Below are 15,164 nucleotides of genomic sequence, written 5' to 3' on the forward strand. Positions count from 1 at the left end.
GCCGCTGGTCACTCCCGGCGATACAGCTCCGGCTGATCGCCGAGAGAGACCACGACCCTTTCCCCGGTACGGAGGGAGGACAGCGCCGCGGCCGACACACTGGTCGCGGCGTACCCGTCCCAGCAGCTCGGCCCGCCCGGCGGCTGCCCGGCCCGGACCGTCCCGGCCCAGTCCCGCAGCTCCGCGTCGTACGCCGGCCCGAACCGCTCCCGCCAGTCCCCCGCGATCGGCACGGCGAGCCGTCCCGCGCTGCGCACCGCCACCACCCCCGGCTCGCCGAGCGCGGCCGTCCCGCTCTCGCCGAGGATCTCGCCCCGGATGTCGTAGCCGTACCGGGCGTTGACCGAGATCTCGACGTCGGCCAGCACACCGCCGTCCAGCTCCAGCACGAGCAGCATCGGCTCGGGCAGGTCGCCGGTGTGGCCGCCGGTCCGGGGCCGGAGCACGCGCACCGCGACGATCTCCGCGCCGAACAGCCAGCGGAGCATGTCGATCTCGTGCACCGCGGTGTCGGTGATCATGTCGTCGGGCCGGTAGAAGGCGGGCACGGACGCGTTGCGGTGGGCGCAGTGCATCATCAGCGGTGCGCCGATCACGCCGCCGTCCAGCTCCCGCTTGAGCGCGCGGTAGGCGTCGTCGTAGCGCCGCATGTATCCGACCTGGACCAGCCGCTTGCCGCGCCGCGCCTCCGCGTCCACGATCGCCAGGGCGGCGTCCGGGGTCGTGGCCAGGGGTTTCTCGCAGAAGACCGGTTTGCCGGCCGCGATGGCGGCGAGCACGTAGTCCGCGTGGGTGGCGCCCCACGAGCAGACCAGCACCGCGTCCACGTCCGGCTCGCCGATCAGCCGGTCGCCGGGGAGGACCCGGGCGCCGGCCTCCCCGGCGACCCGCCGGGCGAGCTCCGGGTCGGCGTCGGCGACCGCGACGATCTCCACCCCGGCGACCACGCTTGTCAGCCGCCGGATGTGGTCACGCCCGATCGCCCCGGTCCCGATCACGCCGACCCGGAGGCTCATCACCCCCTGCCCAGCTCGTGGGCCAGCTGCTCCAGCTCGTCGCCGCCGGCCATCTGGGCGGTCAGCTCCTCCAGGGTCACCTCGCCGCGCCGGGCGTCCAGCACCGCCGACCCCAGCTTGAGGATCACGAAGTGGTCCCCGACCAGGTAGGCGTGGTGCGGGTTGTGGGTGATGAACACGACCCCGATCCCGGCGTCCCGCGCCGCCGCGACATGCTTGAGCACCGCGCCGGACTGCTTCACCCCGAGCGCCGCCGTCGGCTCGTCGAGGATCAGCACCTTCGCCCCGAAGTGGATCGCCCGGGCGATCGCGACGCCCTGCCGCTGGCCGCCGGAGAGCGTGCCGATCGGCTGGTCGATGTCGGCCAGCACGATGCCCATGTCGCGCAGCGCCGCGTCGGCGACCCGCTTCATCTCCTTGATCCGCATCCCGGCGAGCGGGAAGCGCCCGGCGGTCAGCTCGGAGCCGAGGAAGAAGTTGCGCCAGACCTCCATCAGCGGGATCACCGCGAGGTTCTGGTACACGGTGGCGATCCCCAGGTCGAGCGCCTCCCGCGGCGAGGAGAAGACGGTCGGCTTCCCGTCCACCAGCAGCGAGCCGGAGGTGTGCGGATGCAGACCGGACATGATCCCGATGAGCGTGGACTTGCCGGCGCCGTTGTCGCCGAGCACGCAGGTCACCGATCCGGCCTCGGCCTTCAGCGACACGTCGTGCAGCGCCCGGATCGGGCCGTAGCTCTTGCCCACCCCGACGAGTTCGATCACCGTGAACCCCACCTTCGCGCGTAGTGGTTGACCAGCACGGCGAGCAGCAGCATCACGCCGAGGAAGGCCCGGAACCAGTTCGGGTCCCAGCCGGCGTAGACGATGCCGAGACTGGTCATGCCGAAGATGAACGCGCCGATCGCGACGCCTATCGCGTTGCCGAAGCCGCCGGTCAGCAGGGTGCCGCCGACCACCGCGGCGATGATGTAGAGGAACTCGTTGCCGACGCCGTTGCCGGCCTGAAGCGTGTTGAACCGGTACAGGTTGTGCATGCCGACGAACCAGCCGAGGAACGACACCGCCACGAACAGCGAGATCTTGGTACGGACCACCGGGACGCCGACCGCGCGGGCGCTCTCCGCCGCGCCGCCGACCGCGTAGATCCAGTTGCCGGCCCGCGCCCGCTGCAGGATCCAGGAGGCGAGGGCCACGAACAGGATCCACCAGAGCACCGTCGTCCAGACGGTCACGTCACCGATCCCGAAGGAGGACGCGAAGACGCTCTGCAGACTGAAGAACCCGTCGATGTCCGAGATGTCGGAGGACGAGACCGAACCGGTCACCAGCTTCGTCACGCCCAGGTTCACGCCCTGGAGCACGAAGAACGTCCCCAGCGTGATCAGGAAGCTGGGGATGCCGGTCCGCATCACCAGCCACCCGTTGAGGAATCCCACCGCGAGGCAGAACACCAGGGACAGCAGCGCCCCGACCCAGAGGTTGACCCCGAAATACCAGCAGAACAGCGAGTTCACCAGCCCGGCGGACGTGACGATCACACCGGCCGACAGGTCGAACTCGCCGCCGATCATCAGCAGGCCGACGCCGACGGCGACGATGCCGATCGTCGACGACTGGTAGAGCACGGTGAACAGCGAACCGGCCGACCGGAACGCCGGCGCCACCGCCAGGAAGAACAGGAAGATCGCCAGAGCTGCCACCAGCGCGCCCACCTCCGGGCGCGCCAGCAGCCGGACCGGACGGCTCACCGGGTGTTCTTCTCGGTGAACGGCAGGATCTTGTCGATGTTGCTGGAGTCCACGAACGACGGGCCGGTCAGCACCGGGCCGCCGCCACCGAGGTCGTTGCCGTTCTTGATGTACAGGTAGAGCGACGTGACAGCCATGTAGCCCTGCGCGTACGGCTGCTGGTCGACGGCGAACTCGACCTTGCCGTCCTTGACCGCCTGCGCCATCTCCTTGTTGAGGTCGAAGGAGACCAGCTTGGCCTGGCTGGCGGCCTGCTCCTTGGCCTGGATCGCGTCCAGGGCGATCGGCGCGCCGAGCGTCACGATGTAGTCGATGGTCTTGTCCTGCGCGAGCTTGGCCTGCAGCGCGGTCGTGACGGCCGCGTCGTCGGCGCCGTTGACCTGGAGGTTCTCGGTGCCCGCCACCTTGGACTTGACGCCCGCGCAGCGCGCCTCCAGAGACACCGAGCCCTGCTGGTGGATCACGCAGATCGGGTGTTTTCCGCCGGCAGCGGCGATCCGCTCGCCGATGCTCTCCCCGGCCAGAGTCTCGTCGGAGCCGAAGTACATCAGCGCGCCGAGGCTCTTGTACTGGTCGATGCCGGCGTTGAGGCCGACCACCGGGATGCCCGCGCCGGTCGCCGCCTTCACCGAGCCGGCCAGGGCGTCCGGGGTGACGAGCGTGGTCGCGATGCCCTGCACCTTGGAATCGACGGCCTGCTGGATCAGCGTGGCCTGCTTGCCGGCGTCCGGGTCGTTGGAGTACTTCAGCTCGACGCCGGTGTCGGTGGCGGCCTGCTCGGCGCCGGCCCGCACCTTGTCCCAGAACGTGTCGCCGGGCGTCTCGTGCGTGACGAACGCGATCGTGTAACCGGTCGGCTGCTTCGCGCTGCCGCCGGAGGCGTCGGGCTCCTCCTCCCGGCCGCCGTCGCTGCATGCGGCGAGCAGCAGGACGGCCGCGGCGCCCGCGGCCAGTAGGCGATATCTCATGCGAACTCTCCCAGGGATGTCAGATAGGAATATGTGCGACGGGCGATCGGCAGCGGGATGTCGAAGCCGACCGGGTACATATCCTGCTCCACCACCACGTACAGGTCGCGGCCGAGTGCCGACAGCGCGCTCAGGACCGGCGGGATCTCCGGCACGCCGGCCGGCGCGGCCACGCTCACGCCCATCGCCACGGCCTGGCCGAAGGCCAGATCCTCGGCGGCGGCGCGGGCCGCGAGGCCCGGGTCCATCTGCTTGAGGTGTACGTATCCGACCCGCTCCGGGTAGTCCCGGATCAGGCCGAGGACGTCGGCGCCGCGGTAGGCGAGGTGGCCGACGTCGAGGCAGAGCGAGACGAACCGCGGGTCCGTCATCTCCAGGAAGCGCTCGACCTGCTGCTGGTTCTCCACCTGGTAGTCGGCGTGCGGGTGAAAGCGCAGCGCCACACCGTACTCCTCGGCGAGCATCCGGCCCAGCGTGTCGGTGTTCGCGGCGAGGGTGCGCCACTGCCCGTACCCGAGTTCGCGAGCCGCGAGATAGCCGCCCGTCGCGTCGTCGCGGTACCCGGGCACCGGCACGAACACCACGTCGCGCCCGCCCGCGGCGACGGTGAGCTCGGCCACCCGCCGGGTCGCGGCGAGCACCTCGGGAAGGTTCTGGTGCGGCCCGCCGGCCCCGGCGACCGTCCCGCCCGCGCAGGTCAGCCCGCGCGCGGCCAGTTCGTCGGCGAGCCGCGCCGGATCGGTGGGCAGGTAACCGTAGGGGCCGAGCTCCAGGGTGCGGTATCCAGCCTCGGCGAGCTCGTCGAGGAACCGCCGCCACGGGGTCTGCCGGGGGTCGTCGGCGTACCAGACACCCCACGAGTCGGGGCAGCTGCCCAGGCGCAGCATGCCGGTCACCGGGCCGTCGGGAAGTGCAGGGACGCCTCGGAGGCGGCGGCGGTCTCCGGCCAGCGCTGGGTGATCACCTTGGACCGGGTGTAGAAGGCGACGCCCTCCGGCCCGTAGATGGGGCTCTGCCCGAAGAGCGAGTCCTTCCACCCGCCGAACGAGTAGTAGGCCATCGGTACGGGTATCGGCACATTGATCCCGATCATACCGACGTGCACGCCGCGCTGGAAACGGCGGGCGGCGGCGCCGCTGGAGGTGAAGAGAGCGGTGCCGTTCCCGTACGGATTGTTGTTGATCATGTTGATCGCCTCGTCGGCGTCGCCGGCCCGGATGACCGAGAGCACCGGCCCGAAGATCTCCTCCCGGTAGACGTCCATCCCGGTGGTGACCCGGTCCAGCACCGTGGGGCCGACGAAGAAGCCCCCCTCGTACCCGGGGACGGTGTCGCGGCGGCCGTCGGCCGCGACCGCCGCGCCCTGCCGCTCGCCCATCGAGATCAGGCCCTCGATCCGCTGTTTCGCGGCGGCGGTGATCACCGGTCCCATCTCGGAGGCCGGATCCCGGCCGGGACCGACCCGGACCTTCGCGGCCCGCTCGGCGACCAGATCGACGACCGCGGCCGCCGAACCGACCGCGACCGCCGCGGACACCGCCATGCACCGCTCCCCCGCCGACCCGAACGCCGACGCCACCAGGTGCTCGGCGGCGAAGTCCAGGTCCGCGTCGGGCAGGATCACGGCGTGGTTCTTGGCGCCGCCGAGCGCCTGCACCCGCTTGCCGGCGGCCGAGGCCTCGCGGTGGATGTGCCGGGCGACGGGCGTGGACCCGACGAACGACACCGCCGCGACGCCCGGGTGCGCCAGGATCGCGTCCACCGCCTCCCGGTCGCCGTGCACCACGTTGAACACGCCGTCCGGCAGCCCGGCCCGCTGCCAGAGCCGGGCCACGAAACCGGCCGGCGACGGGTCACGCTCGCTGGGCTTGAGCACGAACGTGTTGCCGCAGGCGATCGCGATCGGATGCATCCACATCGGGACCATCGCCGGGAAGTTGAACGGGGTGATCCCGGCGACCACGCCAAGCGGCTCGCGGTAGGAGAACACGTCGACGCCGGCCGACGCCTGGTCCGAGAACGATCCCTTGAGCAGCTGCGGGATGCCGCACGCGAACTCGATCACCTCGAGGCCGCGCTGGACCTCCCCGGCGGCGTCGGAGAGCACCTTGCCGTGCTCGTCCGAGACGATCTCCGCGAGCTCCGTCCGGTGCGCGTTGATCAGCTCGCGGAAACGGAAGAGGATCGTGGTGCGGGCGCTCAGCGAGGATTGGCTCCAGTCCCGGAACGCCGCGGCGGCGACGCGTACCGCGGTGTCGACGTCGGATCTCTCCGCCAGGAGCACCTCGTGCCGCACCTCACCGGTGGCCGGTTGGTGGACGGGCGCCCGGCGGGTCGAGTCCCCGCCGGTGAAACGGCCGCCGATCCAGTGTTCGAGAATCACGTCTATCGACCTCCGGGGCGCAGATGGTGCCGCTGCCGTAACTTGTCCTCCCGGTATCCGGTGTGCGCGTGCCGGGTGCTGTGCAGGGTGGCCACCTCGGCGACCGGCACGTCCCACCAGGACTCCGAGGAGGGTCCCTCGGCGAGCGGATCGGTCTCGATGTGCACGACCGTGAGGCGCTCCGCCTCACGGGCCCGTTTCAGGCCCTCGGCCAGGTCGGCCGCGGTCCGGCAGCGGATCACCGCGGCGCCCAGGCTCTCCGCGTTCGCGGCCAGGTCGACCGGCAGGCGGGCGCCGTCGTAGTCCCCGGTCGCCGGGTTCTTGTAGCGGTACGCGGTGCCGAACCGCTGCGAGCCGGTCTGCGCCGACAGCGCGCCGATCGAGGCGAACCCGTGGTTCTGCACCAGCACCACGATCAGCTTCACGCCCTCGGCGATCGCCGTGACGATCTCCTGCGCCATCATCAGGTAGGAGCCGTCGCCGACCAGCGCGTACACCTCACGGGACTCATCGGCCAGCTTGATGCCGAGCGCGCCGGCGATCTCGAAGCCCATGCACGAGTACCCGTATTCCACGTGGTACTGCTTAGGATGCCGGGCCCGCCACAGCCGCTGCAGGTCTCCGGGCATGCTGCCGGCCGCCTGCACCACCACGTCGCGTGCTCCGCACGCTTCGTTCACCACCCCGATCACCTCGGCCTGGGTGGGCAGGCCGCCCTGCCTTCCCCGGTACGCCCTCTGCACCGTCTCCTGCCAGCGGCCGACCTCGGCGGCGAAGTCGCCGGTGAAGTGCCGCCCGTGCAGCTGCGGCAGCAGCGCCGTGAGCCCGGCGCGCGCGTCGGCGACCAGCGGCAGCGCGGACAGTTTCCCGGCGTCGAACGCGGTGACGTTGAGGTTGACGAACCGCACCTGCGGATGCTGGAACGCGCTGCGCGACGCCGTGGTGAAGTCGCTGTACCGGGTGCCGACGCCGAGCACCACGTCGGCGTGCCCGGCCAGCCGGTTCGCCACCGGGCTGCCGGTCGCGCCCACCCCGCCGACCGCGTTCGGGTGGTCCCAGGGCAGCGCGCCCTTACCGGCCTGCGTGTCGGCGACCGGGATCCCGGTTTCCCGGGCGAACCGGTCCAGCGCCGCCGAGGCCTCCGAGTAGATCACCCCGCCCCCGGCGACGATCAGCGGGCGGGAGGCACCCCGGATCGCGGCGGCGGCCCGCTCCACGGCGAGGGGGTCCGGCGCCGGGCGGGACACGTGCCAGACCCGCCGGGCGAACAGCTCGTCGGGGAAGTCGTACGCCTCGGCCTGGACGTCCTGCGGCAGGCAGAGGGTGACCGCGCCGGTCTCCGCCGGGTCGGTCAGCACCCGCATCGCCGCGAGCAGCGCGGACGGCAGCTGCTCCGGGCGCCACACCCGGTCGAAGAACCTCGACAGGGGGCGGAACGCGTCGTTGACCGAGACGTCGCCGGCCCGCGGGTCCTCCAGCTCCTGCAGCACCGGCGTGGCGACGCGGGTCGCGAAGACGTCCGACGGCAGCAGCAGCACCGGGAGCCGGTTCACCGTCGCCAGGGCCGCGCCGGTCAGCATGTTCGTCGCGCCCGGGCCGATCGAGGTGGTGCAGGCCAGCGTGGCGAGCCGGTTGCTCATCCGGGCGTACCCGGCGGCCGTGTGCACCATGGCCTGCTCGTTGCGGGCCAGGATGTACGGCATCTCGGGATGGCTGTCCCGCTGCGCCTGCAGCAGCGCCTGCCCGATCCCGGCGACGTTGCCGTGCCCGAAGATGCCGAGAACGCCGGCCACCGCGCGCCGCTCGGCGCCGTCGCGCTCGGTCCACTGGTTCGACAGGAAACGGACGACCGCCTGCGCGACGGTGAGCCGGTGTCTCACAGGCGCCTCCGCTCCCGTACCGAGGTGAGTGGCAGCCGGGGGTCGATCTCCTGCCCGGCCCAGCGGCCGCGGACCCAGCCGTGCGCCGGGTCGTCACGGACCTCCCAGCGCCGCTCGCCGGGACCGGCCATCACGTTGAGGTAGTACAGGTCGTAGCCGGGCACCGCCATCGACGGGCCGTGCCAGCCGTACGGCACCAGGATCACATCGCCGGTGCGGACCTCGGTGCAGACGTCGATCGGGCGGTCCGGGTGGCCGTAGACGCGCTGGTACCCGCTGCCCGGCCCGCCGCCCGGGCTGGAGGTGACCTCGAAGTAGTAGATCTCCTCCAGGCAGGACTCCCCCGGCCCCTCCTCGTCGTGCTTGTGCGGCGGGTACGACGACCAGTTCCCGCCCGGCGTGAGCACCTCGCAGGCGATCAGCCGGTCGGTCTCGAACGCCTCCGGGGTGCAGAAGTTGTTCACCTGACGGCTGGCCTGCCCGGCGCCGCGCAACTCGACGGGCACGTCCTCGGCCGGTCCGTAGCGGAACGGCAGTTTCCGGCCGGCCCGCGCGGCGGGCAGCGCGAACCGGCCGCCGTTCGGCGCGCGCAGGGTGACCACGCTGTCCCGTGGCAGATAGGCGAAGTCGGTCACCCGGGAGAAGACGCTGCGGCGGCCGGTCAGCGTGAGGCGCTCGTCGTCGCAGGCCACGTCGCAGCCACCGGTCAGGGGCAGCACCAGCATCTCGTCGTTGCCGGTCACGAACCGGACCCGGCCACCGACCGGGAGGGCCACCACGCGCAGGCCGCTGTAGTGCCAGCCGGCGTTCTCCGGGCTGACCATCACGTCGTACGGGCGCTCGGCGGAGCTGCCCCGCCGTACCAGCGGGTTGACGCGCGGGGTGTTCATCACCGGCTGGTCGCGGGTGGGCCAGCCGGTGTGCTCAGGCATGGCGTGCTCTCTGCCGCCGGGCGGCCCGTCCGTGGTGCCGCGGGGTGGCCCGTCCGTGGTGCCGCGGGGCGGCCCGTCCGTGGTGCCGCGGGGCGGCCCGCCCGTGGTGCCGCGGGGCGGCCCGCCCGTGGTGCCGCGGGGCGGCGGTGGCCTCCGGCAACGCTGACGGAGTCACCGCCGCCCCGAGGGTCTCTCCGGGGGGCGGCTTCACGGCGGCCCGGTTGACCCGGCTTTCGCCCTGTCGAACCTCGTCTGCGGGCATACGCGGGTCCTTCCGGCCGGCCGTGGGCGTTGTTCACCCAGCGGTAGCCGATCAGCAACGCTGGGTTGGACCTGGTGTCGATGTAATTACTCCAGGCTCCCCGCGTCAATACCCGTGCCGACACCAAAAGCCGGGGTACGGGCCATGGCCCGTACCCCGGCTGGTGGGTTGTGCGTCGCTCAGGAAGCCGGACGCCACATGCGGTAGAACGCCGTCCCGTCCGGCAGGTAGATCTCGCACGGGTCCATCGGCTGGTAACCGTACCGGCGGTAGAGGCGCACGTTGTTCTCGTTCGTGGCCTCCAGGTACGCCGGCACGCCCTTGGCGTCCAGGTCGTCGTGGACGCGCTGCATCAGCGCGCCACCGAGACCCCGGCCCTGCTCCGACGGGCGGACACCGAGGAAGGCCAGGTGCCAGTGCGCGTCGGTCGGGTGGTTCTTCTCGAAAAGCTCGCCCAGGGCGCCGAAGCGCTCGAAGTGCTCACCGGCGATCGCCTCGAGACGCTCCATGTAGGCCTCGGCCTCGGGCAGGTCGGTCTCCCGGTCGAACCAGACCGCGGCGGCCGCGTAGCCGCCGTCCGGGTGGTCGATGACCTCGATCCGGCCCTGCCGGAAGGCGGTCTCCGACTCCAGGGTGAAGAAGCCGGCCATCACGTTCTCACGCTCGGCCGCAACCGGGACCAGGTAGTGGTTCGCGGCCAGGTCGTCGAAGGCGTTGGAGATCATCGCGCCGACGGCCGGGATCTCGTCCTGGCGGATGGCGCGGATCACGAGGTCGCTCATCGGGGGTACTCCGTCTCGTTCAGCGCGGCCGAGAAGCCACCGGTGGTCGTGGCGCTGCGGGCGCCGAGGCCGATGCCGGAATAGATCTGCGGGCGGGCCGAGCGCAGGTAGAGCGCCCAGAGCATGCCGCCGGCCAGCAGCACCGCGAAGGAGAGCGGCACCACGATCGCCGGGGTGCTGCCCGGCTCCACACCGAGCAGACCGGCGATGTTGGAGACCGCCAGGTACGACATGACCAGCAGCAGCACCGAGCTCACCACCGGCGCGATGACCCGGTGCAGCAGGTCCTCGCCCTCGGGCTTGCGGGCGAAGTAGCCGATCACCGCGAACGAGGTGAACGTGACGAGCAGCAGCACGCCGAGGCCGCCGCTGGTGCCGCCCCAGAAGAAGAGCTGGACCAGCGGGTCCCAGCCGAAGACCGCGTAGGCAACGATGACGATGAGGCCGACCGCGGACTGCGCGAGCGAGCCGTTCTTCGGGGCGCCGGTGCCCGGCACGGTACGGCCGAACGCGCGCGGCAGCACGCCCTCGCGGCCGAGCGAGAACATGTACCGGGCGATGATGTTGTGGAACGAGATCATCGCGGCGATCAGCGAGGTCAGGAACAGGATGTGCCCGAGGTGCAGGGCGGTGTCGCCGAGCTGCACGGCGGCCAGGTTGAAGAAGAGCTCGGGGCCCTCGGCTGCGGCGCGGTCCACCACGCTGTCACCGGCGGCGGAGATCATCGCCCAGCAGGCGAACGCGTAGACGACGGCGATCAGGGCGATCGCGATGTAGGTGGCGCGGGGCACCGTGCGGCGCGGGTCGCGGGACTCCTCGCTGAAGACCACCGACTGCTCGAAGCCGACGAAGCCGGTGACCGCCATGACCAGCAGCGCGCCGGAGCCGGCGCCGACCAGCGCGCCCGGGTCGAGAGCGCTGGTGGAGGGCTCGAAGCCGTCCGACAGCATCTCGGCGATCGCGAAGATCAGGGTGAGGCCGATCTCAGCGACCAGGAGGGTGGCCAGCACCTTGCCGTTGACGGCGACGTCACGCACGCCGAGGATCGCGACGAGCGCCCAGGCGATCAGCGAGAGGACCCACCACTGGACGTCGATGCCGAACCAGTCCAGGAAGAGCGGCTGCGCGATCGCGCCGAAACCGCCGTACGAGGCGACCTGGAACATGTTGTACGACAGCAGCGCGACCCACGACGCGCCGACGCCGGCCGGCTTGCCGAGACCGTGCGACACGTAGGCGTAGAACGCGCCGGCGTTGGCGATGCGCCGGGCCATCGCCACGTAACCGACCGAGAAGAGCGCCAGGACCAGGGCGACCGCGATGAAGGCGATCGGGAAACCGGTCAGGCCGGTCACCAGGATGCCGGTCGGCACCACGCCGGCGACCACGGTCAGCGGCGCGGCCGCCGACATCATGAAGAAGACGATCGCGGCGACGCCGAGGCGGTCGCGGGCCAATGCGTCGGAGAGCTGACTTCCGGGGGGTTGGGTTGCGGTCGAGGACACGCGGGACTCCAGGGTTTGTTTTACGGGGGTGGGTGTATTCGCTATGTGGGGGTGTGACGCCGGTGGTGCTCCGTCAGGCCTTCTTCAGGCCCTCGTCAGGCTTTCTTCAGGCCGTTCGTCAGGCTTCCTTCAGGCTTGGTCACGTTTGTTGAGCTTTGTCAGGCTCGGCGGGCCATGACCGCGTCGCCGACCGCCGCTTCCGCCTGCGCGACGAGCTGCTGCAGCATGGCGGGGAAGTGCCGGCGGAACTGGTCGAACAGCCGGGCCCGGTCGCGGGCGTTCAGGGTCGCGAGTACGTGCTGGTCCAGACCGGTGGCCAGGATCAGACCGGCGAGGAGCAGGTCGGCCACGTCGAGCGCCTCGTCGCGGGAGACCTTGGTGCGCAGCCGGGTGGCGGGCCAGCCGGCCGTCATCGAGTCAGCCGGCACGAAGGAGACCTTCGTGCTGAGCAGACCGCGCTTCTCCACCCGTTTGATCAGTCCGATCCGGGCGAGACGGCGCTCGACCAGGTCGGTGGCAATCCCGGTGGAGAGGTAGGCGAGCCAGTTGCGCACGCCGTGCTGACCTGCTTCCCGGCGTAGCTGCTCCAGCACGGCGGTGGTCGCGGCGTCGCCGGTCGGCCGTTCGTCGATGACCACGAGCTCGGTCTCGATCAGGTCGACGCGCCGCCACAACATCAGTTCACCGAGCAGAGCCGCGCCGAGTCCGAGGCCGAGCGTGGCCGGGGACAGCAGGGACTTGCCACGAATGGTGTCGTGAGCTGTGAGGTACAAGTCATCCGCGGGCGGTAGCTGCGGCGGGGACGCCACTGCTGGTTCTCCTCTCGACGCCTTGGGAAATGCCCGCGCTGTTCACCTTGAGTAATGTGGTGACGAATCACGAAGCAATTACTGTGCGCTCCCCCCGGCGCGACCGGAGGTAGCCTGCCAGCTCTCGCCGTCCGGCGCAACGTCCAGATGAGACAAATGTCGGGTCCATAGTAGGCGTTGTTGATCACAGTGTTGGACAGGGACTTTGAGCGTCGATCAATAAAACGTGACGATCGCTCGCGGTTGGTCGATATTTATTTCAATCGAAATGCGTGCCGCGCGCGCACCCGCCACCCACGAGTTCTGCGCAGCGTGATCATGAACCTGGGGAAACTACGTACAGTTACCGCCTTTGTGGACAGTTGCCGCGTCAATCACTCGGTGGCGGCGTCGCGGGCGGATAGTTGAAGCTTCCAGGAGATCGCCCTCCGGACGCCCCGCCGGCGCTCCCGCCACGGCGCGCCACCGCGGCCCGACGGTCCCGCCGCCGATCAGCCCCACGCCCGACCCGCCCGCGGGTGCGGGAAGAGCCACGGGCTCCGCCGGGCCGGCCACACCCGCGAGGCGAGCCGTAGCCCACGCATGATCCGATGGCCGACGCCCCCGGCCGGCAACGGCTAGCCCGGGCGACGCGGGCCCGAGCCGTAGCCCCGACAGCGAATCATGGCCGCATGACCTGCGCGCCCTACGGCTCGCACCAGCCAGCCGTAGCTCAAACATCCGAACGCGCCGCCAAACCTGCGTGGGCTACGGCTCGGACCGGGCGATGCCGCCGCGAGTGGCGCCCTGCTGTCCCAGGTCGCGTCGTGCCTTCTCGCGCGGAGCTGGCTCGAGAGCATGCCGCTGTCCCCTGGTTCGCGAATCTTGGAAATGCCGATGCCGGCTGGCGCTCAGCGCGGACAAACCGGGCACGCAACAGCACTAGCACTGGCAACCAGCCGGGCGACACGAGCTGGTTGCCAGTGCTGTCAGCCGCGTGTCCGGGCAGCGCTGAGCACCAGCCGGACCAGCTGGTCCACAGTGTCGGCCCGGCGGGATTGATCACGCGAAGGGGCGCTGCGGCGGGAGGCGCCGCCAGGGCGGGAGGTATAGGCGCGGGGCGCCGTCAGAGCACGGGACGCCGTCGGAGCGGGAGGGCCAGGGTGGCGCCGCCGAGGGCGGGCGGAAGGGCGAGGGCGGGACCGCGGGGTGGGTGATGGGGCAGCGTCGCGAGAGGGGCCGGACGGCCCCGCGATGGTCCTGGGTCGCGGGGAGTGCCACGGGAGTGCTGTCGGCCGTACCGGAAAAGGAATGGGCCCCGGTGGGTGACCGGGGCCCTGAGGCTTACTTGTCGGCGTGCTGGTGGTCGGAGCCGGCTCGGAGGCTACCGGCGTGGGCTTTGAGGGACGGGTCCTTGCGGGATTTCATCAGGCTCAGCACCGTGGTGATCACCAGGATGCCGAGGATGACGCCGAGGGAGACCGGGGTGCTGACCTCGGGGACGGACTCGTTGATGTCCTTGTGCGCCCAGTGCAGGATCAGCTTGACGCCGATGAAGGCCAGGATGATCGACAGGCCGGTGGAAAGGTAGACCAGGCGGTCGAGCAGGCCCTTGACCAGGAAGAACAGGGCTCGCAGGCCGAGCAGGGCGAAGGCGTTGGCGACGAAGACGATGTACGCCTCCTCGGTCACGCCGAAGACGGCCGGGATCGAGTCGAGGGCGAACAGCAGGTCGGTGCCGCCGATGGCGAGCAGGACCAGGAAGAGCGGCGTGAACATCCGCTTGCCGTCGATCCGGGTGGTCATCTTGCCGTCGACGTACTCGTCGCTGATCGGCAGGAAGCGGCGGGCGGCCTTGACCAGGCCGTTCTCACCGACGTCCGGATCCTCGTCGCGGTGCCGGAAGAGCTGGACCGCGGTGTAGAGCAGGATCAGGCCGAAGATCAGGAACATGAACGAGAACGCGTTGAGCAGGGCCGCGCCGAGCACGATGAAGATGACCCGCAGGATCAGCGCGATGATGATGCCGAACGTGAGCACTTCCTGCTGGTATCGCGGTGGCACCGCGAACGTGCTCATGATGATCACGAAGACGAAGAGGTTGTCGACCGACAGGCTCTTCTCGACGATGTATCCGGCGAAGTACTGGGTGCCGAAATCCCAGCCGACGATGCTTCCGAAGACTATGCCGAACGCGATCGCGACAGCGATGTAGAAAACTGACCAGGCGGCGGCTTCGCGAAAGCCGACGACGTGTGGACGGAGCACCCCGAGAGTCAAATCGAGGGCGAGCAGGGCGACGATGACACCGATGGTGACGGTCCACCCGAGCGCGGAGACCTCAAGCATGTCTCACAGGATCCCCAAAGATTCTGCGAGCTACCTGAAAAATGCGTGAGTAACCTTGATCTTTCCTGACGGTGACGGCTCGGAACCGGAAAAGCGAACCGCCCCTGGCGTACTTCGCTCGCCAGGGGCGGTTCTGGGTCAGCCTGCGCCATCCGGGGACGGTCCGGACTCGCAGCGGTAACCCGCCGGGCCTGCCCTTGCGGCCCGTGGAACAGTGTGGATCAATTCGGGTGCGCTGCGACACCCACCTGGTAGCGCCGATCCGCGTCCTGCCGGTTGAGGATGGCGTGGATCTCGCGGGTCTGCTCGGCGCTGTGGCGGCTCAGGATCATGTCGAGCTCACTGCGCTCGGCGGCGGTGCGGAACGCGGCCAGCTCGTCGCTCAGCTGACGGCGGGCGCGGCGCTCGGCACGGGAATTCGCGATGGAGGCACGGACCTGACGAAGAAAAGGCATGTCGAACTCCTCGACGGATAGTGACGGAGAAAGCCTCGTCGCTTCCGGAAACCAGGATTCCGCAGTTCTGCGACTTACCCAAATCCACCAGGTA

General features: G+C 70.4%; 13 protein-coding genes. All 13 read right to left on the reverse strand.

Annotated elements, in window-relative coordinates; all coding sequences use genetic code 11:
* Nucleotides 1–8: 8 nt before the first annotated feature.
* The 13 genes from AMIS_RS23860 to AMIS_RS23920 all read right to left on the reverse strand — a co-directional run bounded on the left by AMIS_RS23860 (nt 9) and on the right by AMIS_RS23920 (nt 15,070).
* Nucleotides 9–1,016: a Gfo/Idh/MocA family protein gene (locus tag AMIS_RS23860; protein WP_041830017.1), complete on the reverse strand. Its 1,008-nt coding sequence runs from the start codon at nt 1,014–1,016 to the stop codon at nt 9–11.
* Entirely contained in the window at nt 1,016–1,780 is a 765-nt protein-coding gene (locus tag AMIS_RS23865) for an ATP-binding cassette domain-containing protein (protein ID WP_014444965.1), read from the reverse strand. The genes AMIS_RS23860 and AMIS_RS23865 overlap by 1 nt, the downstream gene beginning before the upstream one ends.
* Nucleotides 1,777–2,766, reverse strand: coding sequence for an ABC transporter permease (locus AMIS_RS23870; RefSeq protein ID WP_014444966.1), 990 nt, complete (start codon nt 2,764–2,766; stop codon nt 1,777–1,779). Before AMIS_RS23870 ends, AMIS_RS23865 begins: the two co-directional genes overlap by 4 nt.
* Nucleotides 2,763–3,734, reverse strand: coding sequence for a sugar ABC transporter substrate-binding protein (locus tag AMIS_RS23875; RefSeq protein ID WP_014444967.1), 972 nt, complete (start codon nt 3,732–3,734; stop codon nt 2,763–2,765). The genes AMIS_RS23870 and AMIS_RS23875 overlap by 4 nt, the downstream gene beginning before the upstream one ends.
* Nucleotides 3,731–4,621 (reverse strand): sugar phosphate isomerase/epimerase family protein, encoded by an 891-nt coding sequence (locus AMIS_RS23880; RefSeq protein ID WP_041831211.1) that lies wholly within the window; start codon nt 4,619–4,621, stop codon nt 3,731–3,733. The genes AMIS_RS23875 and AMIS_RS23880 overlap by 4 nt, the downstream gene beginning before the upstream one ends.
* A gap of 5 nt (nt 4,622–4,626) precedes the next feature.
* Entirely contained in the window at nt 4,627–6,117 is a 1,491-nt protein-coding gene (locus tag AMIS_RS23885; RefSeq protein WP_014444969.1) for a CoA-acylating methylmalonate-semialdehyde dehydrogenase, read from the reverse strand.
* Between the two features lie 2 nt (nt 6,118–6,119).
* A complete protein-coding gene (iolD, locus tag AMIS_RS23890; RefSeq protein ID WP_014444970.1) occupies nt 6,120–7,997 on the reverse strand; it encodes a 3D-(3,5/4)-trihydroxycyclohexane-1,2-dione acylhydrolase (decyclizing) in 1,878 nt (625 codons plus the stop codon).
* The gene (gene iolB / locus AMIS_RS23895; protein WP_014444971.1) at nt 7,994–8,929 is read right to left on the reverse strand and encodes a 5-deoxy-glucuronate isomerase; all 936 of its coding nucleotides are present in this window, start codon (nt 8,927–8,929) and stop codon (nt 7,994–7,996) included. Before iolB ends, iolD begins: the two co-directional genes overlap by 4 nt.
* A gap of 441 nt (nt 8,930–9,370) precedes the next feature.
* Nucleotides 9,371–9,973 carry a GNAT family N-acetyltransferase gene (locus tag AMIS_RS23900; RefSeq protein ID WP_014444972.1) on the reverse strand — a complete coding sequence of 201 codons (603 nt, stop codon included), beginning with the start codon at nt 9,971–9,973 and terminating at the stop codon, nt 9,371–9,373.
* Complete coding sequence (locus AMIS_RS23905; protein ID WP_014444973.1) at nt 9,970–11,478, reverse strand: APC family permease; 1,509 nt, start codon at nt 11,476–11,478, stop codon at nt 9,970–9,972. The genes AMIS_RS23900 and AMIS_RS23905 overlap by 4 nt, the downstream gene beginning before the upstream one ends.
* A gap of 158 nt (nt 11,479–11,636) precedes the next feature.
* A complete protein-coding gene (locus tag AMIS_RS23910; RefSeq protein WP_231859073.1) occupies nt 11,637–12,251 on the reverse strand; it encodes a GOLPH3/VPS74 family protein in 615 nt (204 codons plus the stop codon).
* Between the two features lie 1,359 nt (nt 12,252–13,610).
* Nucleotides 13,611–14,615, reverse strand: a complete 1,005-nt coding sequence (locus AMIS_RS23915; protein ID WP_014444975.1) for a TerC family protein — start codon at nt 14,613–14,615, stop codon at nt 13,611–13,613.
* Nucleotides 14,616–14,836: 221 nt separating this feature from the next.
* Nucleotides 14,837–15,070 carry a hypothetical protein gene (locus AMIS_RS23920; protein WP_014444976.1) on the reverse strand — a complete coding sequence of 78 codons (234 nt, stop codon included), beginning with the start codon at nt 15,068–15,070 and terminating at the stop codon, nt 14,837–14,839.
* Nucleotides 15,071–15,164 lie beyond the last annotated feature (94 nt).

Origin of the sequence: Actinoplanes missouriensis 431 (assembly GCF_000284295.1) — a bacterium.
GTDB lineage: Bacteria > Actinomycetota > Actinomycetes > Mycobacteriales > Micromonosporaceae > Actinoplanes > Actinoplanes missouriensis.